General features: G+C 47.0%; 18 protein-coding genes. 9 read left to right on the top strand and 9 right to left on the bottom strand.

All coding sequences use genetic code 11. The annotated features are described in order from the left end of the window. Window positions 1-12 precede the first annotated feature (12 nt). The 4 genes from MYF79_RS10105 (at window position 13) to MYF79_RS10090 (ending at window position 4814) form a co-directional block, all read left to right on the top strand. Window positions 13-441, top strand: coding sequence for an RrF2 family transcriptional regulator (locus tag MYF79_RS10105; protein ID WP_199657417.1), 429 nt, complete (start codon window positions 13-15; stop codon window positions 439-441). 1364 nt (window positions 442-1805) lie between these two features. Further along, the gene (locus tag MYF79_RS10100; protein ID WP_199657418.1) at window positions 1806-2489 is read left to right on the top strand and encodes a phosphoadenylyl-sulfate reductase; all 684 of its coding nucleotides are present in this window, start codon (window positions 1806-1808) and stop codon (window positions 2487-2489) included. 66 nt (window positions 2490-2555) lie between these two features. Then, window positions 2556-3464: a sulfate adenylyltransferase subunit CysD gene (gene cysD, locus MYF79_RS10095; protein ID WP_089832479.1), complete on the top strand. Its 909-nt coding sequence runs from the start codon at window positions 2556-2558 to the stop codon at window positions 3462-3464. A gap of 102 nt (window positions 3465-3566) precedes the next feature. Further along, window positions 3567-4814 carry a sulfate adenylyltransferase subunit 1 gene (locus MYF79_RS10090; protein WP_247813757.1) on the top strand — a complete coding sequence of 416 codons (1248 nt, stop codon included), beginning with the start codon at window positions 3567-3569 and terminating at the stop codon, window positions 4812-4814. Window positions 4815-4991: 177 nt separating this feature from the next. On the opposite strand, the gene MYF79_RS10085 is transcribed toward MYF79_RS10090, so the two are convergent. The 3 genes from MYF79_RS10085 to MYF79_RS10075 form a co-directional block, all read right to left on the bottom strand. Beyond that, window positions 4992-5993 (bottom strand): S41 family peptidase, encoded by a 1002-nt coding sequence (locus tag MYF79_RS10085; protein WP_247813756.1) that lies wholly within the window; start codon window positions 5991-5993, stop codon window positions 4992-4994. A 67-nt stretch (window positions 5994-6060) separates the two neighbouring features. Continuing rightward, window positions 6061-6864: a helix-turn-helix transcriptional regulator gene (locus MYF79_RS10080; protein WP_247813755.1), complete on the bottom strand. Its 804-nt coding sequence runs from the start codon at window positions 6862-6864 to the stop codon at window positions 6061-6063. A gap of 44 nt (window positions 6865-6908) precedes the next feature. Beyond that, window positions 6909-7853 carry an NAD-dependent epimerase/dehydratase family protein gene (locus tag MYF79_RS10075; RefSeq protein ID WP_247813754.1) on the bottom strand — a complete coding sequence of 315 codons (945 nt, stop codon included), beginning with the start codon at window positions 7851-7853 and terminating at the stop codon, window positions 6909-6911. Window positions 7854-8105: 252 nt separating this feature from the next. Here MYF79_RS10075 and kdsA point away from each other — a divergent pair, with 252 nt between their 5' ends. Both kdsA and MYF79_RS10065 read left to right on the top strand, forming a co-directional pair. Further along, window positions 8106-8930: a 3-deoxy-8-phosphooctulonate synthase gene (gene kdsA, locus MYF79_RS10070; RefSeq protein WP_247813753.1), complete on the top strand. Its 825-nt coding sequence runs from the start codon at window positions 8106-8108 to the stop codon at window positions 8928-8930. Between the two features lie 241 nt (window positions 8931-9171). Next, window positions 9172-9576 (top strand): hypothetical protein, encoded by a 405-nt coding sequence (locus MYF79_RS10065; RefSeq protein WP_199657424.1) that lies wholly within the window; start codon window positions 9172-9174, stop codon window positions 9574-9576. A gap of 75 nt (window positions 9577-9651) precedes the next feature. Here MYF79_RS10065 and MYF79_RS10060 read toward each other — a convergent pair whose 3' ends face one another. Both MYF79_RS10060 and MYF79_RS10055 read right to left on the bottom strand, forming a co-directional pair. Beyond that, the gene (locus MYF79_RS10060; protein WP_247813752.1) at window positions 9652-10455 is read right to left on the bottom strand and encodes a DUF4382 domain-containing protein; all 804 of its coding nucleotides are present in this window, start codon (window positions 10453-10455) and stop codon (window positions 9652-9654) included. A gap of 157 nt (window positions 10456-10612) precedes the next feature. Next, window positions 10613-10834, bottom strand: coding sequence for a PspC domain-containing protein (locus tag MYF79_RS10055; protein WP_089832467.1), 222 nt, complete (start codon window positions 10832-10834; stop codon window positions 10613-10615). A 234-nt stretch (window positions 10835-11068) separates the two neighbouring features. Here MYF79_RS10055 and MYF79_RS10050 point away from each other — a divergent pair, with 234 nt between their 5' ends. Both MYF79_RS10050 and MYF79_RS10045 read left to right on the top strand, forming a co-directional pair. Further along, the gene (locus MYF79_RS10050) at window positions 11069-13342 is read left to right on the top strand and encodes an aconitate hydratase (RefSeq protein ID WP_247813751.1); all 2274 of its coding nucleotides are present in this window, start codon (window positions 11069-11071) and stop codon (window positions 13340-13342) included. A gap of 76 nt (window positions 13343-13418) precedes the next feature. Further along, entirely contained in the window at window positions 13419-14054 is a 636-nt protein-coding gene (locus MYF79_RS10045) for an HD domain-containing protein (protein ID WP_247813750.1), read from the top strand. A 23-nt stretch (window positions 14055-14077) separates the two neighbouring features. On the opposite strand, the gene MYF79_RS10040 is transcribed toward MYF79_RS10045, so the two are convergent. Beyond that, window positions 14078-15172, bottom strand: a complete 1095-nt coding sequence (locus MYF79_RS10040; protein WP_247813749.1) for a DUF4421 domain-containing protein — start codon at window positions 15170-15172, stop codon at window positions 14078-14080. Between the two features lie 40 nt (window positions 15173-15212). After that, entirely contained in the window at window positions 15213-15704 is a 492-nt protein-coding gene (locus MYF79_RS10035; protein ID WP_247813748.1) for a metallophosphoesterase family protein, read from the bottom strand. A gap of 65 nt (window positions 15705-15769) precedes the next feature. Between MYF79_RS10035 and purU the strand changes: the two genes are divergently transcribed. Further along, window positions 15770-16633, top strand: coding sequence for a formyltetrahydrofolate deformylase (gene purU / locus MYF79_RS10030; protein WP_247813747.1), 864 nt, complete (start codon window positions 15770-15772; stop codon window positions 16631-16633). Window positions 16634-17104: 471 nt separating this feature from the next. Here purU and MYF79_RS10025 read toward each other — a convergent pair whose 3' ends face one another. Together MYF79_RS10025 and hutG are read right to left on the bottom strand one after the other, a co-directional pair. Continuing rightward, complete coding sequence (locus MYF79_RS10025) at window positions 17105-17710, bottom strand: hypothetical protein (RefSeq protein WP_247813746.1); 606 nt, start codon at window positions 17708-17710, stop codon at window positions 17105-17107. A gap of 136 nt (window positions 17711-17846) precedes the next feature. After that, window positions 17847-18848 carry a formimidoylglutamase gene (hutG, locus tag MYF79_RS10020; protein WP_247813745.1) on the bottom strand — a complete coding sequence of 334 codons (1002 nt, stop codon included), beginning with the start codon at window positions 18846-18848 and terminating at the stop codon, window positions 17847-17849. Between the last annotated feature and the right edge of the window lie 199 nt (window positions 18849-19047).

The raw sequence follows: 19047 nt of genomic DNA, 5'->3' as shown, positions 1-19047 counted from the left end.
AAATCAATCGATATGTTGTCTAAAAAAACGCAATACGCTTTTCACGCGCTCATACACCTGGCAGAAAATGCTGACAAAGGTCCCATTCTCATCTCTGAAATTGCCCAGGAGAAGAACATCTCCATCAAATTCCTGGAGAACATCCTGTTGGAATTGAAGAATGCGGGCATCCTGGGGAGTAAGAAAGGCAAAGGTGGTGGCTACTACCTGCTGAAAGCTCCGAAGGAAATTCCTTTGGCGAGGATTATCCGCCTGTTGGATGGTGCGATTGCGCTGCTTCCCTGTGTGAGTCTCAATTACTATGAAAGATGCGAGAATTGCCGGGATGAAGCGGTGTGTGGCTTGAACGATGTTATGAGTAAAGTACGGGACGCGACGTTGAAAATCCTTGAGAATAAGACACTGAAGGATATATTAACGAGGAATGTCTCAATATTATAATCTTTTTAAAGCCGGGGTTGATCCCCGGCTTTTTTGTTTCCCTCCATTAGTTGGGATTTGGATTGCCCCTGGACGTATTGTCCCGCTCGATGGCCTTGTATACCAATGGATTCACACTTGCCTTTCCCATCGACAACGTAGATTGATAGTACTGGGATGATTGGTGGGATTACTGTCGGATGCCTGGAACGCGTTGCGGTTCCAGATGGGACCGCGGTCGGCGCCTCTTTGGCAGAATGACTATAAGGCTTTATCAAGCGTGTAAACATTGGATCTATATTTAGCTTCATCAAGCGTGGGTCAAAGAGCCGAAGGCCCGCGATCTCCATCTGGAACCGTCCGCTACCTCCCGGCTCCCAACGAGGTTTGGAGTGGTGATGGGTGGATGAGGCTTTTATCATCTCTAGCCTCCAACATTGTTCTTCCTTCCACCCCATCCCTCAAGCGGAAGGACCGATCATACGGTTTCAGGAGGAGCTACCGGGCCTTAACCCTTGGAGAGCCCATCTACGATTGATAGGGGTTCGATCGACATTCAAAAGCCCACACGATTGACCAGGCCTGATAGATAGTGCTCGCAAAGGGGTACAGCCCGGGAGCCCTACCTGAAACCGGTCGACGGCCGCCCCAAACCCCAATCAAACAACAACCGAAACACTATATACAGCAGTGCATCAGCCAGCAAGCGGAAGGACCGATCACACGGTTTCAGGAGGAGCTACCGGGCCTTAGCCCTTGGAGAGCCCATCTACGATTGATAGGCGTTAAATCGACATCCCAAAGCCCACACGATTGACCAGGCCTGATATATAGTGCTCGCAAAGGGGTACAGCCCGGGAGCCCTACCTGAAACCGGTCGACGGCCCTTCCAAAACCCAATCAAACCAACACCGAAACACTATATACAGCAGAGCATAGCCAGCAAGCGGAAGAACCGACCATACGGAAGACTGACGGGCCTTAGCCCTTGGAGAGCCCATCTACGATTGATAGGGGTTCGATCGACATTCAAAAGCCCACACGATTGACCGGGCCGGATAGATAGTGCTCGCAAAGGGGTACAGCCCGGGAGCCCTACCTGAAACCGGTCGACGGCCGCCCCAAACCCCAATCAAACAACAACCGAAACACTATATACAGCAGCGCATCAGCCAGCAAGCGGAAGAACCGATCACACCACTCACACAACATACTGATAAACAACAATTAACCGCGCACACACCAGGTGATTAAAAAAAGTCTATCCTTTTTATAGAGTTTATGTATTTTTGTAGACAGCAGAAGTTGCCAATTCACTAAAGGAAGTATTACTGGCATTTATAGGCAACTATAGATGAATGCCAGGCTATTGAGATTAGATAGATATGGATAATATCAGTACAGCACTGGAAGGACTAGATCCAATCGCTGCCATGCAGTATCTGGCAGCACAATTCCCCGGAGCGGTGGCCTTCTCCACCTCATTTGGACAGGAAGATCAGGTGATTGCCGACATGATCTGGCGTGCCAACTTGCCGATCAGGGTATTCACCCTCGACACAGGACGTCTGTTCCAGGAAACCTATGACCTGATGGACCTCACCCGCGCCCGCTACAAGAAGAACTTTGAAGTCTATTTCCCCGAAACAGCCTCAGTTGAAAAGTTACTGGCCGAAAAAGGACCTAATAGCTTCTACGAATCCGTAGAGAACCGCAAAGAATGTTGTAACATCCGCAAAGTTGTCCCGCTGAACCGCGCACTCAAAGGCGTTAAAGTATGGATCACCGGTCTTCGTGCTGAACAATCCGAAAACCGGCAGTCATTACATGCCATTGAATGGGATGAAGCCAGGCAATTGTATAAATACAATCCGCTCATTAACTGGACATATGATGAAATGATCAGTTACCTGCAGGAGAAGAACGTGCCATACAATAAATTGCACGATAAAGGTTTTATCTCCATCGGGTGCGCTCCCTGTACACGCGCGATTGAACCGGGAGAACATCCCCGCGCCGGCAGATGGTGGTGGGAACTATCTAAAAAAGAGTGCGGATTGCACGGATGATGATAAGACAACATAAAAATGATTAACTTGATAAACTGGTCCGCAGGGACATCTAAATAAAGACTTATGACCAATAAAATACAGTGGGAGTTTCCGCAGGCGTTGGAAGATGAGGCCATCTATATTTTACGTGAAACAGCTGCACAGTTTGAACGCCCCGCCATCCTGTTCTCAGGTGGTAAGGATTCTATCACTATCGTGCGACTGGCACAGAAAGCGTTCTATCCAGGTAAAGTTCCTTTCCCCTTATTACATATAGACACCGGACATAATTTCCCCGAAACCATCCAGTTCCGCGACTGGCTGGTGGAATCACTGGGTCTTGATCTTATTGTAAGAAATGTACAGGACAGCATCGATCAAGGTAAAGTACAGGAAGAAACCGGTAAATACGCCAGCAGAAATGCCCTGCAGACCGTAACCCTCCTGGATGCTATCGAAGAACTGAAGTTTGATGCCTGCATCGGTGGCGCCCGCCGCGATGAAGAAAAAGCACGTGCGAAAGAAAGGATCTTCTCTGTAAGAGATGAATTTGGTCAGTGGAATGCCAAGATGCAACGCCCCGAGCTGTTCGATATGCTCAACGGTAAAATACACCTGGGCGAGAACGTGAGGGTATTCCCTATTTCCAACTGGACAGAACTGGATGTATGGAATTACATCCGCCGGGAAAACCTGCAGATCCCATCTATCTACTTCTCTCACGAAAGAGAGATCATTGAACGCGATGGTATGTATTGGCCCTACTCTCCTTTCCTCAATACTACCGAGGAAGAAGTGCCCTTCCGTCAAAAGGTACGCTTCCGTACTGTTGGCGATATGACCTGTACCGCAGCTGTGATCTCCGAAGCTGATAAGCTGGAAGATATCATTGGTGAAATACTGGAAGCCAAAATATCAGAAAGAGGCGCCCGTATTGATGATAAACGCTCAGAAGCAGCAATGGAGAAAAGAAAACAGGCTGGCTACTTTTAACAAATCGCCAGTTACTATCGTTTTTTTCCGCTTACAGGATTCAATCAATTAGTATAAAATCGTCGCGGACAGCCAAACTTTCCGCCACTCAAAAAATATAACATGGAGGTTTTACGTATAACCACTTCCGGCAGTGTAGATGATGGGAAAAGCACCCTGATAGGCAGGTTGCTCTATGATACTCATTCTATTCCACAGGATAAAATGGAAGCATTGCATGCTGCCAGCAAACGTAAGGGACTTGACTTCACTGACCTGTCACTGCTGACAGACGGCCTGGTAGCCGAACGTGAACAAGGTATCACTATCGACGTAGCACATATCTACTTCTCTACTCCTACCCGTAAATACATTATTGCCGATACGCCCGGTCATATTGAGTATACCCGTAACATGGTGACCGGCGCATCCAATGCACAGGTTTCCCTCATACTGATCGATGCACGTAAAGGTATCGTAGAACAGACTTACCGTCACTTCTTCATCGCCAGCCTGCTGCGTATTCCTTACTTAGTGGTATGCGTCAACAAGATGGACCTGGTGGAATACAGCGAAGCACGCTTCAACCAGATCGTGGAAGATTTCCAGGCACTGATTGCCAGCGCAGCTTTCAAGGCGCCTTCTATCAAATTCATCCCCATCTCTTCGCTCTATGGTGAGAATGTGGCTGCCCGCTCTGAAAAGATCAGCTGGTACAATGGCGAATCACTGCTCGAATACCTGGAACAGATCACCTTCGATCATGCAGACAACAGCCACCCTGCCCGCTTCAAAGTGCAGTCAGTGATCCGCCCGAAAACAGAGGCTTATCACGACTTCCGCGGTTTTGCCGGTAAAGTGGTGAGCGGTCATTTTAATGTAGGCGACGAGGTCATTTCTCTCCCCTCCCAGCAGAAAAGCAAGATCAAGACCATCGAGCAGTTCGAAACACAACTCACTACCGCGGAGGCACGCCAGAGCGTAGTGATCACGCTGGAAGATGAAATTGATACCAGCCGTGGCAGCATGTTCTCAAAACCTGAGAATGCCCCTGCCCTGTTGAAAGAGCTCTCTGCGCAGGTGTGCTGGATGGATCAGCAGAAACTTGTACCCGGTAAAGCGTACCTGTTGCAGCATGGTATTAATCGCGTGAAGGCAAAGGTGCAGCTGATACAACATGTGATAGATGTAACTTCTAATAAGATCCTGGAAGATAAGAAAGAGCTGGGCCTGAATGATATCGGTAAAATTACCGTGAAGCTCGCACAGCCGGTGTTTGCAGATAGCTATGATGCTAACCCTGCCAACGGAGCGTTCATCCTGATCGATGAATTCAGCAACTCGACTGTAGCAGTTGGGTTTGTGGATTAATACTATATAAGCGTTTCAATAAAAAGCCTGTATCAACGAATGCGATACAGGCTTTTTTTATCCTGATACCTGATGGAGGCCACAGGCTTCAAGCTATTCTCATTTACTTTCGGACATCTTCACTTTTTAACGCAAGCAGCCGGCTGACGATGATAACAGGCAATAAGCTGCTTCCACTTATTGCTTACCTGTTTTCTTTTGGATGATAGCTGTTATTTCCTGTTCTGTTACTGCAGGATAATCCGGTTGTATCCCTTTTCGCTCCCAGGTATCGGTTGTACCATGCCATACCGGCGCCATCTCTGATATAGAGATGTAAATATGCTCATTGACAGGAAACCAGGCATTCATATTCGCGGCGCCAGCCGAGGGCTGACCTATCACAACAGCTCTTCCCGTTCTTTGCATGGCGAATGTAAAAGCTTCTGCTGCAGATGCTGTCTTATTGCTGATGAGAATGAATACAGGACGGTCATAACGCTTTTCTTTCAGCCAGGATACGGTACTGTCGGTGGTCTGCTTGCCTGTTCTGCTGGAGAAGGTGATCAATGGCGTATTTTCCGGCAGAAAGAAACTTTCAAAGACCGCCCCCGTGTCACTACCACCGCCACCGTTGTTACGAAGGTCAATGACCAATGCCCGGGTATTGGCAACAAAAGTCATCGCAGCATATAAAACGGGCAGGCATTTCCTGGAAATGTTGATCTCTGACAAACTTAGATAACCGATATTCTCCTTACTGATCCTCACACTTTCAAAACCATAATTATATGCTGCTGCAGCAGCTCCGTAGAAGAAAGGGTCTGGTCCTTCTGCAGATGCGGTATTACCCTCATTGTCCTTCGCCTCAATATGCTGTTGGCGCAATAAGAGACGGCTTGTTCCTGTATCATAACGCACATACAAATGCCCGTCATGACTAAAATCCTGCAGGTGTTTGCTAAGTGCATCCGCTAATGCCTTCCAGCTACCGGCTGATGCTAATTTCCCGCTACTGTATATAGCACGCAGATGAGCTGCAATAGCGGCGCCTTTCTCCGGGTAAACGTAATGGTCTTCCAGCAATACCGCCATCCTGTCAACAGCAGCAGAGACAGCTGTTTTAGGTAGGACCTGAGCGCTGGCGGACAGTAAAAAAATACTACAAACAACTGATAACCATATCTTAAGATAGTTCATGACCTGTTTTTCGCCAAAGGTCAGACATATCTCACTGGCAAAATTGTACGGATTTAACTGAAGGATATCAGAGTTTGCGAAACTCTTTGGGCAGGAAGCCGGTCTGTTCCCTGAAGGCCCTGATAAAATGGCTCTGGTCAAAAAAGCCACACTGATAGGCAATACCTGTCAAAGACATCTCTGTCTGCCTTATCATTGCCAGCGCTTTTTGTACCCTGATCTTCCGCATATATTCTCCCAGCGAACATTTAAAATAAGCGGAAAAGTGCCTGGAAACAGTAACAGGATGGAGTTGGGTGATAAGGGACAGGTCATGCAGGGAAATGTTCTCATTCCAGCGATCATGCAGGAGTTCAGCTACCTTACCGGCACGACCGGCCAATAATTGCCTGTCGGGATGAAGCGATTGGCCAGCTGTTTGTAACAGGGTCAGTATCTGTTGATGAACGGAGAGAAGGCTATGCTGATCTGCCACAAGGCAGTCGTGATAGATCCTGATAGCCGTGAGGCTGGCGTGGGTCTGAAAAGTATTTAACTCATTATGAGGCCCGTTTATAAAACCGGCCTCATAATGAGTTAAAAAACTATCTTCTATTTCGATATTGATATTCTGAGATGGATGCTGTGTATGGCTGTTGCGATGCCATTCACCGCTATGGTATAACATAATACTTCCCGGAATTACGCTCTTGTCGCCGTTTTTGCGCTCCTCGCGGTTGCCGCCTTCGAGTATGAATGAAAGGTGGTTATTCTCATGGAAATGCCATCCCTCAAATACTTTCTCATTGTAGGTGGTCTTATTGACGATCAGCCCATCCATATGGAAAGTACGACTGTTATTCCCCAGATATTTCCCGTTCTCCAGCTTCATATGCAAAAGGAAGTTTGCCTGAAGCCAAATGTAGAAATAACTGCTTACTTTTTCAGGTTCTTCAGCATATCTGCCGTCATCTTTTCCAGGTTGTACTCCGGCTTCCAGCCCCAGTCCTGGCGGGCCAGAGAATCGTCCATGCTCTTGGGCCATCCGTCGGCTATCTGCTGGCGGTAGTCCGGTTCATAGCTGATCGTGAATTCGGGGATGTGCTTTTTGATCTCTGCTGCTATCTCTTTCGGAGAGAAGCTCATGGCGCCCAGGTTGTAGGAAGAGCGTACCTTGATCTTGTCCTTATCAGCTTCCATCAGTTCAATGGTGGCGCGGATAGCATCCGGCATATACATCATGGGCAGGTAAGTGCTTTCAGAGAGGAAGCAGGTATATTTCTTCTCTTCCAATGCTTCGTGGAAGATCTCAATAGCATAATCTGTTGTACCACCACCCGGGGCTGATTTATAACTGATCAGGCCAGGATAACGCAGGCTGCGCACGTCTACGCCGTAACGGTGGCTGTAATATTCGCACCAGCGTTCACCGGCAAACTTGCTGATACCGTAAATGGTGGTAGGCTCGATAATGGTATGCTGCGGAGTGGTATCCTTAGGAGAATTAGGGCCGAATACCGCGATGGAACTTGGCCAGTATACTTTGTCGATATTTTCTTCTTTCGCAATGTCCAGTACATTCAGCAGGCTTTGCATGTTGATATGCCATGCCAGCAGGGGGTTCTTTTCACCGGTAGCTGAAAGGATGGCCGCCAGCAGGTAGATCTGGGTGATATTATGACGGATAACCAACACATGCAGCATCTCCTTGTTCATGACATCCAGGGATACATATGGGCCTGTTCCCTTGAGCAGGTCATGTTCCTCGCGCAGGTCAGAAGCAACCACATTAGTGTCCCCGTACATCTTCCTTAATGCCAGTGTAAGTTCAACACCAATCTGCCCGCAGGCGCCGATTACCAGTATTTTATCTTTCTTCATGCTATCTCGAATGAATGACTTTTAATTTGGACGTAATATTAACAGCTTCCGCAATAATTAAGAACAGACAAGCTCCCGGCATGACAATGCGGTAACAATCGCCGGAATCCTATTGGAACAGATGCAAGCCCAGTGAACATCCCTTCTCATCGGGTTACAATATTATGACAATTCAATGAGTCACAGCAATTCCTGCTGCTGAAAAGTAATCTCTGAGAATAGCATAACTTTGCACTCTCAAATACAAAAATCATGTCAGCAACAACACACCTGAAGTCACTTTTTAAGGATCAATATAACCCAGATAATTTCTTTCTGATAGCCGGGCCCTGCGTGGTAGAAGATGAAGCGCTGCTGATGCATGTAGCTGAAAAGGTATCGGGCATTTGTAAACGCCTGAACATTCCATATATTTTCAAAGCATCCTACCGAAAAGCGAACCGTACCAGCATCAACTCCTTTAGTGGAGTGGGTGATGTGGAAGGGCTGGACCTCCTGCAGAAAACGGGGCAGACATTCAATCTGCCTGTTACTACCGATATCCACTCTGCTGCAGAAGCTGCCATGGCAGCCGCTTATGTGGATATATTGCAGATCCCGGCCTTCCTGTGCCGCCAGACCGACATCCTGCTGGCAGCAGCGGAAACCGGTAAATTCGTCAATGTGAAGAAAGGACAGTTTGTGAGCGGCGAGGCCATGAAATTTGCCGTAGAAAAGGTAAAACAGGGCGGTAATGATAAAGTATGGCTGACCGAACGTGGTACCACCTTCGGTTACCAGGACCTGGTGGTAGACTACCGCAATATTCCTATTATGAAGGAACATGGCGTGCCTGTGATCATGGATTGTACCCACTCCCTGCAACAGCCCAACCAGACCAGCGGTGTTACCGGCGGTAATCCCAAGCTGATCGGCACTATCGCTAAAGCCGCTATTGCTACAGGTGCAGATGGTTTGTTCATTGAGACCCATCCTAACCCTTCCAAGGCCAAGTCAGACGGTGCCAATATGCTGCATCTCGACCTGCTGGAAGACCTGCTGGAACAATTGGTAAGAATTCGTGAAGTAGTGAAATAATGCGGAACCACGTATTATAGCTTGTGGTAACAGTAACGCGTTTATAGCCAGATATTTATAAACGATAATATTTGATAGTCCATGGAAGCCGGATGGCCTGCCTTTTGTATTGAAACAGGGGATGGGAAAATATCCGGCGTCTATGGACTATTTCTTATCTTATGCTTATCTTAGGATACGGACTACGACCGCTCTTTACAAGACTATAACTATAATACAAACACCCAAAATTTTATTCACCATGATCAATTTACAAGATGTAAAAGCAGGAGATATAGTATTGGTGCAGTACGAAGGAAACACGGTGGAAGGTCAGGTATTGGAAGTTAACCGCGAGGACAAACAGGTTTGCGTACAAACAGGAGAACAGGAGTTCTGGTACGACCTGAAAGACCTCTACCCCATTCCACTGAATGAAGAGCAGTTACTCAGACTTAAATTTAAAAAAGACGATTCCCTCTCCGTCAACGGCGGTGGTCAGATCTATGTACGCGGGCCCTTCTCGGTAAAGCTGCACACACTGGCAGACGGGATGCCGGCCACACGTCTCGACTACCGGGATGAACACCGGGAGATCAAAGGTTCCATTACTGTAAACCAGTTGCAGAACCACTATCACGCAATGACAAATTTCCACCTGGATTAAACATAGAACAAAAAAAACATCCGCCTGCGGCGGATGTTTTTTTTAATGTCGTTTGCAGACTGTAAACTGACAAGCTTATTTTACCAACGTGAGGGTATCTACAGCTGTCACTTTACCGGTTTCTACTACTACGCCCTGTTTTGTAGCAGGTTGCAGGGTAGAATCTGTAGAAATGTAGTGGAGGGTATAGCTACCGGCTGCAATACCTTTCAGCAGATAAGCGCCACCAACACCGGAATAAGTGCTGGCAACAGTATCAGTACCATTCAGTACCAGTACTGCAGAAGGCACTACTGCAGGCAATACAACACCTTTGATGCTACCACCCTGTGCCTGAAGAACAGTTCTGATCACCGGTTTCAGGATATACTTGCCGGCGCTTCCTGCTTCATGAATGGATTTTGCCACGTCGAAATCGAGCAGCAGTTTGTAAAGTACCCCTTCAGATACAGGCATGTTGATCTTCAGCTTTACGCCGGAAGACTGTCCACTTGGTGTTTGCAGTTTGATAGAATCGCCTGCGTTGGTTACCACCCAGTTGTCATCTCCCAGTACCAGCCTGATTTCCTTGATTGTACCCGATGCGATGTCAGCATCTGCCAATACAGTGTCTTTGTCATTAACGAGTGTAAGTAGGTTGTAGCGTCCTTTTTTCATGCCGGGCAATGTCTGCCAGCCATTGTCATCGCTCTCGTTGTAGTTGACATTAATTTCCTGAACATCGATGTAAACAGCTTTAAAATCTCCTGGATCATCGGTAAGTGCGACCTGAATTCTTGATTTGCCATCGTTATCGTTTTTCGAACATGCAGCCATAAATAACGCGGTAGATAAAACCAGCACACCATTTGCCAGGTGTTTCCATGAAGGCATTCTCATTTTGTATGTGTATTTGGTTAAAATTTTCGCTTCCTTATCCCTTATTGTGGCACGAATATATAAACTTATCCTAATGCAAAATATCCCTGTTATCAGGGATTAGTTACCTGAACCATTCCTGTAAATGGCTATATAACAAAAATGATGCTGAAATCTGCTAAAGGTATCTGAGAGGGTTCCTGCGGGCGTTCAGGATATAATTCTTCATGTTCACCCAAAAGGCCATGATCATGTAGACGATGAGCGGGGAGCCCATGGTGATAAAAGAGGTATAGATAAAAAACAGACGGATACGGGAGGTAGCTATGCCCAGCTTATTGCCGATAGCTGTACAAACCCCGAAGGCCTGCCATTCCACGAAATCTTTAAATCTATTCATATATCAAATTTATTACAATCCCGGGTTAAAAACAAGTCCAATTTCTATACCAATAAATAGCTGATATTAAGCTGGCAGTGATTTAGCGGCATTTTATACAGTGAGCGTGCAGGGCGCCCGGTTGTTTTCCAGGCTTATCATTTATAGACAATAGTCTACATATCTTTTAAAAACTTGTTGAATTTAATTAATTTCGCGGTGCATTTTCTAACCGGTCTTAAATAATTTTTTTCCATGGTGTTTGATATTGAAATGATTAAAAAAGTGTATGCGGCACTGCCGGGTAAAGTGGAAGCTACCCGTAAACTGCTGGGACGCCCGCTCACACTCTCAGAAAAGATACTATATGCTCACCTATATGCACCTACCACGGCAGCTTATGAGCGTGGAAAGTCTTATGTAGAGTTCGCGCCCGATCGCGTTGCCATGCAGGATGCTACCGCACAGATGGCCCTGTTACAGTTCATGACCTGCGGACGCGATAAAGTAGCTGTTCCTTCTACCGTACACTGTGATCACCTCATTCAAGCCAAAACCGGCGCCACGGAAGACCTGGCGACAGCTGTGGACACCAATAAGGAAGTATACGAATTCCTGTCTTCTATCTCCAACAAATATGGCATCGGTTTCTGGAAACCAGGTGCTGGTATCATTCACCAGGTTGTACTGGAAAACTATGCTTTCCCCGGCGGTCTGATGATCGGTACCGACTCTCACACGCCTAACGCAGGTGGTCTGGGTATGCTGGCTATCGGTGTAGGTGGTGCTGATGCAGTGGACGTGATGGCTGGTCTGCCATGGGAACTGAAAATGCCAAAACTGATCGGTGTTAAACTGACAGGTAAACTGAGCGGCTGGTCCTCCCCTAAAGACGTAATCCTGAAAGTAGCCGGTGTACTGACCGTTAAAGGCGGTACTGGTTGCATCGTTGAATATTTCGGCGAAGGTGCTGATAACCTGAGCGCTACCGGTAAAGGTACTATCTGTAACATGGGTGCGGAAATAGGTGCTACCTGCTCCGTATTTGCTTACGATACCAAAATGTCTGCTTACCTGAAAGCCACTGAGCGTGCAGATATCGCCGCCCTGGCTGATGGTGTGAAAGATCATCTGCGTCCTGATACCGAAGTGTACGCTGATCCTTCCAAATACTATGATCAGGTGATCGAGATCAACCTGAACGAACTGGAGCCTCATGTGAACGGTCCTTTCACTCCGGACCTGGCATGGCCTATCTCTAAATTCGCACAGGCTGTAAAAGAAAACAACTGGCCTGAAAAACTGGAAGTTGCCCTGATCGGTTCCTGCACCAACTCTTCTTACGAAGATATCTCCCGTGCTGCTTCCCTGGCGAAACAGGCGGTTGACAAGAACCTCGACGTTAAAGCTGAATATACTATCACTCCGGGCTCTGAACTGGTACGTTATACCATCGAAAGAGACGGTCTGTTAAATACCTTCGACCAGATTGGCGGTGTTGTACTGGCTAATGCCTGCGGTCCTTGTATCGGTCAGTGGGCACGTCACATCGACGATCCTAACCGTAAAAACTCCATCATCACTTCCTTCAACCGTAACTTCGCCAAGAGGAATGATGGTCTGGCTGCTACACACGCTTTCGTGGCATCTCCGGAAATCGTTACTGCCTTCGCTATTGCAGGTGATCTGACCTTCAATCCGCTGACAGACAAACTGAAAACCAAAGATGGTAAGGAAGTAATGCTCGACGAGCCTACCGGTTTCGAACTGCCTGCTAAAGGTTTCTCTGTAGACGATCCTGGTTACCAGGCCCCTGCAGCTGACGGTAGCGGTGTTCAGGTAATCGTATCTCCAACCAGCGACCGTCTGCAACTGCTGGCGCCATTTGCTGCGTGGGAAGGCACTGACCTGAAAGGTCTGAAACTGCTGATCAAAGCAAAAGGCAAATGTACTACTGACCACATCTCTATGGCTGGTCCGTGGTTAAAATACCGTGGTCACCTCGACAACATCTCCAACAACATGCTGATCGGTGCTATCAACGCATTCAACGACAAATCTGATTCTGTAAAGAACCAGTTGTCCGGTGAATATGCAGGCGTGCCTGTTGTACAGCGTGCTTATAAAGCGGCTAACATCGGCTCTATCGTTGTGGGTGATGAAAACTATGGTGAAGGCTCCAGCCGCGAACACGCTGCGATGGAACCACGTCACCTGGGTGTTCGCGCTATCCTGGTTAAATCTTTCGCACGTATCCACGAAACCAACCTGAAAAAGCAAGGTATGCTCGCGCTGACCTTCGCTGATAAGGAAGATTACGAAAAGATCCAGGAAGATGATACCTTCGATATCGTTGGTCTGACCACTTTCGTACCTGGTAAGCAACTGACCGTTGTGGCTAACCACAAGGACGGCAGCAAAGACCAGATCCTGGTTAACCACACCTACAATGAACAACAGATCGAGTGGTTCAAGGCAGGTGGTGCACTGAACGTGATCCGTGCACAGTTTGCAAAAGCAAAAGCATAATAGCCAACAGCTATGAATGATAAAGAGATCCCGCCTGCATTAAGTAGGCGGGATTTTTATTTTAACTTTAGACCATATGCCAATGATTTACCTATTGCAAAACTACTGGGATCAACTGCTGTTACGATATACAGATAATGAAGCACTGATAGAAGAAGGCTATCAGATGATCAACGCCAGCTATACGGAACCACACCGGCGGTATCACAACCTGGAACATATAGATACCATGATATTCCTGCTGCAGAAGTACGCCCATCACATTACGGATGTTGATGCGGTGGCCTTTGCCATCTTTTTCCATGATATCGTCTACGATGTAAAGCAGCAGGACAATGAGGAGCTGAGCGCACTGGCAGCACGCGCTTTCCTGCAGCGGACCAGCTTTCCGGCAGAACGGATAGCACAGGTCATGGCATTCATCCGTGCTACTAAAACACATCTGAATACCAGTAATGATACGGACCTCGATTATCTACTTGATTTCGATCTGGCTATCCTTGGCACAGAACCCAGACAATATTTTACCTATGCTCAGCAGATCAGGGATGAATATCGGATGTATTCCGACACGCAGTTTAAAACCGGCAGAAAGAAAGTACTGGCCCATTTTCTGGCATTACCAGCCATTTATAAAACAGCTATATTCAGAGAAGAACGGGAAGCAATGGCCCGGGAAAATCTGGATACTGAATTGAGAATGTTTAGTTGATGGCGGGATGACACGATACTGCATTAAAACAACTGCTTCTTCAGTTTGAACCTTCTCGCAAAACTGATCCGGAAATTGCCGGCTCCCATCGTCTGGTAAGTATCCGGTACGGGCGACTGGCTTCTGGTGGTCAGGTCCACATAGTGTATGCCGGCAAAATAGCGGGCAGAGTTGTACCCGATGGAGATACGGATATTGTTGTTCAGCTGCAGCCCTACTTTACTCACGTTGCCTTCTTTTACCCTGTTCAGGGTCGTATAATTTGCCCCTAAACTTCCCGTGAGGGAGAGCGTGGCAAACCAATGTTTCTTATAAACAAAAGTATGGGCATACCCCACGTTGGCTGCCGCACTGAGCACCCTTGTCCTGTAAAAATTCTCTTTGTCAAAGAATCCTGCTTTCTGCAGATACGAAGGCACCAGCCCTGAATCTCCTTTCATTCTCATCCCGAAGATGCCCCCTCCTATCAGGAAAGATCCTGCGCTCTTCTTCTGGTAATCATTCTGCAGGTAGGCCGCCCGGTAAGAGAAACGTTTTGCGTTGAATACATACTGCACGTCCAGCCCCAGGTTCACATTCCGGGCATCCGGCCGGATCATTTCCACGCTGCCCGATCCCAGGCTGCTGAACAGCCCTCTTGTATTGGCAATATAATATCCCTTGTAGATCTGTCCGTAAAAGTCTATGACCAGTTTACGGGAGTAAATATGCGTTTGCAGGTCCAGTACTTTTGTCTGGCCATAGTCCCCTGTTTCCTTATTGATAAACGGCAGGTTAAAAGCGATGTTCATACCTATAAAGCGGTAGTTGAAGCCAACACCGACGTTAAAAGGCGTATTGGGCCTGTACAGTACTTCCCTGGAGCTTCTTGTACTTGAAACAATACCATTGTCCACAATCCCATTATCGACGATCTTATTGTCGACGATATCATAGTAGTTATACTTGCGTGAACCAAACACGCGGAGGGTGAGGTCTTTGGTATGTTCCTCAATATAATTCGGATCATTCCCCGCATCCAGCCAGCTGCCTACTTTTTTAAACAGCGAGGTCTTCTGTGCTGAAACAGCCAGACATAAAAAAAGGCATCCCGACAGCAGCACAAGCCACTTTTGCATTACCCTATCTGTTGTAATGATATTCACGTATACTTCCTCTCTATTTTGGCAACTCAATTACCTCGAGTTGGCTGATATTTCCTTCTGACAATTCAAAACGAACCAATGTTTTAACCTTATGCCATCCCTGTATACCACAGGCTCCGGGATTTATATGCAGCAGCTTAAAAGCCGGATCAGGCATTACTTTCAATATATGCGAATGACCGCAGATAAACAGCCTGGGCGCGTTTTTCAGCAGTTCATCCTTTACGCCGGGGGCATATTTCCCCGGATAACCGCCTATATGTGTCATGTAAACTTTTACCTGCTCCAATTCAAAATGCAGGTGGAGCGGATACCGCACCCTTAATTCAGCCCCATCTATATTCCCATATACAGCACGGAAGGGCTTAAAAGCCTCCAGTTTTTCTGCCAGTCCGGTGTTACCAATATCTCCCGCATGCCATATTTCATCCACTTTATCAAAGTATTTGAATACATCCGGATGGAGGTAACTATGCGTATCTGACATCAATCCTATCTTCTTCATGCTTCAAAATTGGGCCAAAAGTAAAATAACATTTAGTATTTTACTGAGAATATATTTTTCGATTTATGCAGAGCGATATTACCGGCAGGCTACTGATCTGCTGTCCGGACCGGCCCGGCATCGTTGCCGGCGTATCACAGTTCCTTTATACCTGTGGCGCGAACATCCTGGATGCGAGTCAGCACAGTACCGACCCTAAAGAAGGGGTATTTTTCATGCGTATGGAATTCCAACTGGAAAATACCGGCATTACAAGTGAACAACTGGAAAAACAATTTCAGGAAAAAGTAGCCGGGCCATTAAAGATGGACTGGCATATCGACTATACCGCCCATCGTAAAAAGATGGCCATCATGGTGTCCCGTTACGACCATTGCCTCATGGAGTTACTCTGGCGCTGGCGCAGCGGGGAATTGCCGGTAGATATTCCGCTGGTGATCTCCAACCATGAAGACCTGAGAGAGCTGACGGAAGATTTTGGTATCCCGTTCCACTATCTGCCGGTTACACCGGCCACCAAAACAGAAAAAGAGCAGGAAGCCATCCGGCTGATACAGGAAGCAAAGGCCGATTTTACAGTACTGGCGCGTTATATGCAGATCTTGTCCCCCAATTTCGTGAGCGTATTCCCGGGGAAGATCATCAATATACATCACTCCTTTCTGCCGGCATTTGCGGGCGCCAATCCCTATAAGAATGCCTATACACGCGGTGTAAAGCTGATAGGGGCTACAGCGCATTATGTCACCAACGACCTGGACGAGGGTCCCATCATTGACCAGGACGTGGCCCGTGTCAGTCACAGGCACGATGTCAGCGATCTCGTGGCACTGGGGCGCGATATAGAGAGACAGGTGCTGACAAGAGCCGTTGTGGCGCATGTTGAAGACAGGATCATCATCCATGGCAATAAGACGATCGTATTCTAACCGGCTATTAACTGTAATGTTATTGATCTTTCTGTAGATGATCTGTTACCTGCTTAGCTGTCAAAATTATTGTAACCAGGCAACCATTGACAGCGTATTGGAAGTGTGTATTACTTATCTTCTGCAGATGATCTGCTGCCTGTATAGCTGTCAAAATTATTGTAATCAGGTAACCATTGACAGCGTATTGGAAGTGGATATTACTATTTATCTTTCTGCGGATGATCTGCTGCCTGTATAGCTATCAAAATTATTGCAGCCAGGCAACCATTGACAGCGTATAGAAAGCGGGCATTACTTATCTTCTGCAGATGATCTGCTGCCTGCGCAGCTGTCTGAATAATTGCCAGGCGGGTAGTGTTGGCAGCGTATTAAACACAATTGACACATTCACTATAAACAAGTGGTGGATACCAGGAAGCCCGGTATCCACCACATTTTATTGTCATCGTCAGCGCACAGGCGCTACAATTATTCAGCTTCTTTTCTCACTTTCTTTCCGAAAGCTTTACCTGCAGCAGCATATGCTTCAGCAATACGTGCACCGGTGTCAAAATCGAAACCACCGAACATTCTGCCAGGAGCATTGTCAACAGTTGCTTTCGCAATTACCTTGCTGTGATCTGCTGATTCTACGATCCAGATCTCTCCATCGATGTATGCATTTTTACGCATTACACCTACGTTAAAGCCAGGCTCAACGAAGGTTGTTTTGAAGATCAGCGTGTACTTTGCCTTAGGGGATTTACCAGCTTTGATGTTGGCATTCTCAGAAAACAGTTCTTCGAATTTAGGTTCGAAGCGGCTGGCGCGATCGTTCTTCCAGGCAGCAGCCCAGGTATCGCCTTTTCCGGCTTCTTTCTTGTTGTACTCGTCTTTTTTCTTCTGGATGTAATCATCTTCATTGTCGAAGTTACCCACCTTTACGTTCTCGTAGGAATACTCCGTGTTGATCTCTGTTTGTCCCTTTAATGCAGAGAAATTGCCCTCCGTAATTTTAATTTTCTGTGCTTCAGCCATATAGGTTGAACATAAAGCTATTGAGGCGATAATAGCTGTTTTAGGGATTAATTTCATATATAATATGTTTATGACGCAAATATAGAAAAGGTCTCCAAAAAACAGCATCCCCCGGCAATATTTGCGGGAACTACGCACATCTTACGGGGGGATACTGATACTATTTTGCAAGGAAAATCTAATAATAACAATCTTAGTGATAATGCAGGTTACTGGCCATCTCAAACAAGAGGGAGGCGCCCAGTCTTGCAGTATGATTATCGATATCCAGAGAAGGGTTCAGTTCAGCAATATCGATGCCCGCCAGTTTACCGCTTTGCAGGATGCTACGATAGCATTCCAGGAACAAACCATCCGGACGGATGCCATTGTAGGCAACGGCACTCACCCCGGGGGCAAAAGCGGCCGAAAAAACGTCTAAATCCACTGTGAGGTATACAGCATCCACATCTCTCAGGAACTGGCTTATAGCAGCCTGTAAAAGCACTCTGTCCTGCAGGTGAAAAGCATCTGCATCCACATACTGTACGTCGAGGTCGCCGGCTATACGGAATAACTGCTGCGTATTACTGTTGGCCTGGATGCCGAGTGCCAGGTAATGAAAGGGAACACCCTCCAGTTTACAGTCCTGCGCCAGTTGCCAGAACCCGGTACCGGAAGTACTTCCCTCCTGTCCCGGTATACGCAGATCAAAATGTGCATCTATATTCACCAGCCCCAGTTTCTCATGCCGCTTACGTTGCTGCAGATGCTTATAAATACCCTGTGCATGTCCGTAAGTGATCTCATGCCCGCCACCCAGTAACACAGGAAGATAACCTGCTTTACGTATAGTCAGCACAGTATCGGCCAATGCGGCCTGTGCTTCTTCCAGCTGATTGTCTATGCATATCACATCGCCCACATCTGCAATAAGCAGCTCGCTGTCAAAATGTACCGGAAAATTGCTGCATGCCCGTCTCAATGCTGCAGGTCCTTCTACAGCGCCTACACGCCCTTTATTGCGGCGTACGCCTTCATCGCACGCAAACCCCAGAACGGCGATGCCCTGTTGGTGCGGCTTCAATGCCGGTAATGTACCCGTCAGTAAATTCACAAGTGTAATACGCTGATGCCAGCGCAATAATTCTTCATCCGTACCATCTATCCTTCCCGTCCATGCAACGGGTTGCCGGTAAAAGTCAGGCTTCTTCATATACTGTAAAGGTAGTACTGTTACTTAAAAATATCTCGTATTAAAAATTTGTACCTATATTGCGATAAGCGAATTAAACAACCTATAGCGACTGTATAGCATCTTGTAACCTGTAGCATTGACCTATGGCATAACCATATCAATATCTGCCTATGTAACCATTACAAAATCAACATATCAAGCTTTTATTTTCTCACCC

The organism is Chitinophaga filiformis, from assembly GCF_023100805.1.
GTDB classification, from domain to species: domain Bacteria; phylum Bacteroidota; class Bacteroidia; order Chitinophagales; family Chitinophagaceae; genus Chitinophaga; species Chitinophaga filiformis_B.
Note: the sequence above shows the minus strand (reverse complement) of the source record. Positions and strands in the feature narration are given on the sequence as shown.

What these genes read in the sequence shown, in the direction of transcription:
- MYF79_RS10105 (WP_199657417.1), top strand. Translation starts at nt 13, where the DNA reads ATGTTGTCTAAAAAAACGCAATACGCTTTTCACGCGCTCATACACCTG.
- MYF79_RS10100 (WP_199657418.1), top strand. Translation starts at nt 1,806, where the DNA reads ATGGATAATATCAGTACAGCACTGGAAGGACTAGATCCAATCGCTGCC.
- cysD (WP_089832479.1), top strand. Translation starts at nt 2,556, where the DNA reads ATGACCAATAAAATACAGTGGGAGTTTCCGCAGGCGTTGGAAGATGAG.
- MYF79_RS10090 (WP_247813757.1), top strand. Translation starts at nt 3,567, where the DNA reads ATGGAGGTTTTACGTATAACCACTTCCGGCAGTGTAGATGATGGGAAA.
- MYF79_RS10085 (WP_247813756.1), bottom strand. Translation starts at nt 5,993, where the DNA reads ATGAACTATCTTAAGATATGGTTATCAGTTGTTTGTAGTATTTTTTTA.
- MYF79_RS10080 (WP_247813755.1), bottom strand. Translation starts at nt 6,864, where the DNA reads ATGAAGCTGGAGAACGGGAAATATCTGGGGAATAACAGTCGTACTTTC.
- MYF79_RS10075 (WP_247813754.1), bottom strand. Translation starts at nt 7,853, where the DNA reads ATGAAGAAAGATAAAATACTGGTAATCGGCGCCTGCGGGCAGATTGGT.
- kdsA (WP_247813753.1), top strand. Translation starts at nt 8,106, where the DNA reads ATGTCAGCAACAACACACCTGAAGTCACTTTTTAAGGATCAATATAAC.
- MYF79_RS10065 (WP_199657424.1), top strand. Translation starts at nt 9,172, where the DNA reads ATGATCAATTTACAAGATGTAAAAGCAGGAGATATAGTATTGGTGCAG.
- MYF79_RS10060 (WP_247813752.1), bottom strand. Translation starts at nt 10,455, where the DNA reads ATGAGAATGCCTTCATGGAAACACCTGGCAAATGGTGTGCTGGTTTTA.
- MYF79_RS10055 (WP_089832467.1), bottom strand. Translation starts at nt 10,834, where the DNA reads ATGAATAGATTTAAAGATTTCGTGGAATGGCAGGCCTTCGGGGTTTGT.
- MYF79_RS10050 (WP_247813751.1), top strand. Translation starts at nt 11,069, where the DNA reads ATGGTGTTTGATATTGAAATGATTAAAAAAGTGTATGCGGCACTGCCG.
- MYF79_RS10045 (WP_247813750.1), top strand. Translation starts at nt 13,419, where the DNA reads ATGCCAATGATTTACCTATTGCAAAACTACTGGGATCAACTGCTGTTA.
- MYF79_RS10040 (WP_247813749.1), bottom strand. Translation starts at nt 15,172, where the DNA reads ATGCAAAAGTGGCTTGTGCTGCTGTCGGGATGCCTTTTTTTATGTCTG.
- MYF79_RS10035 (WP_247813748.1), bottom strand. Translation starts at nt 15,704, where the DNA reads ATGAAGAAGATAGGATTGATGTCAGATACGCATAGTTACCTCCATCCG.
- purU (WP_247813747.1), top strand. Translation starts at nt 15,770, where the DNA reads ATGCAGAGCGATATTACCGGCAGGCTACTGATCTGCTGTCCGGACCGG.
- MYF79_RS10025 (WP_247813746.1), bottom strand. Translation starts at nt 17,710, where the DNA reads ATGAAATTAATCCCTAAAACAGCTATTATCGCCTCAATAGCTTTATGT.
- hutG (WP_247813745.1), bottom strand. Translation starts at nt 18,848, where the DNA reads ATGAAGAAGCCTGACTTTTACCGGCAACCCGTTGCATGGACGGGAAGG.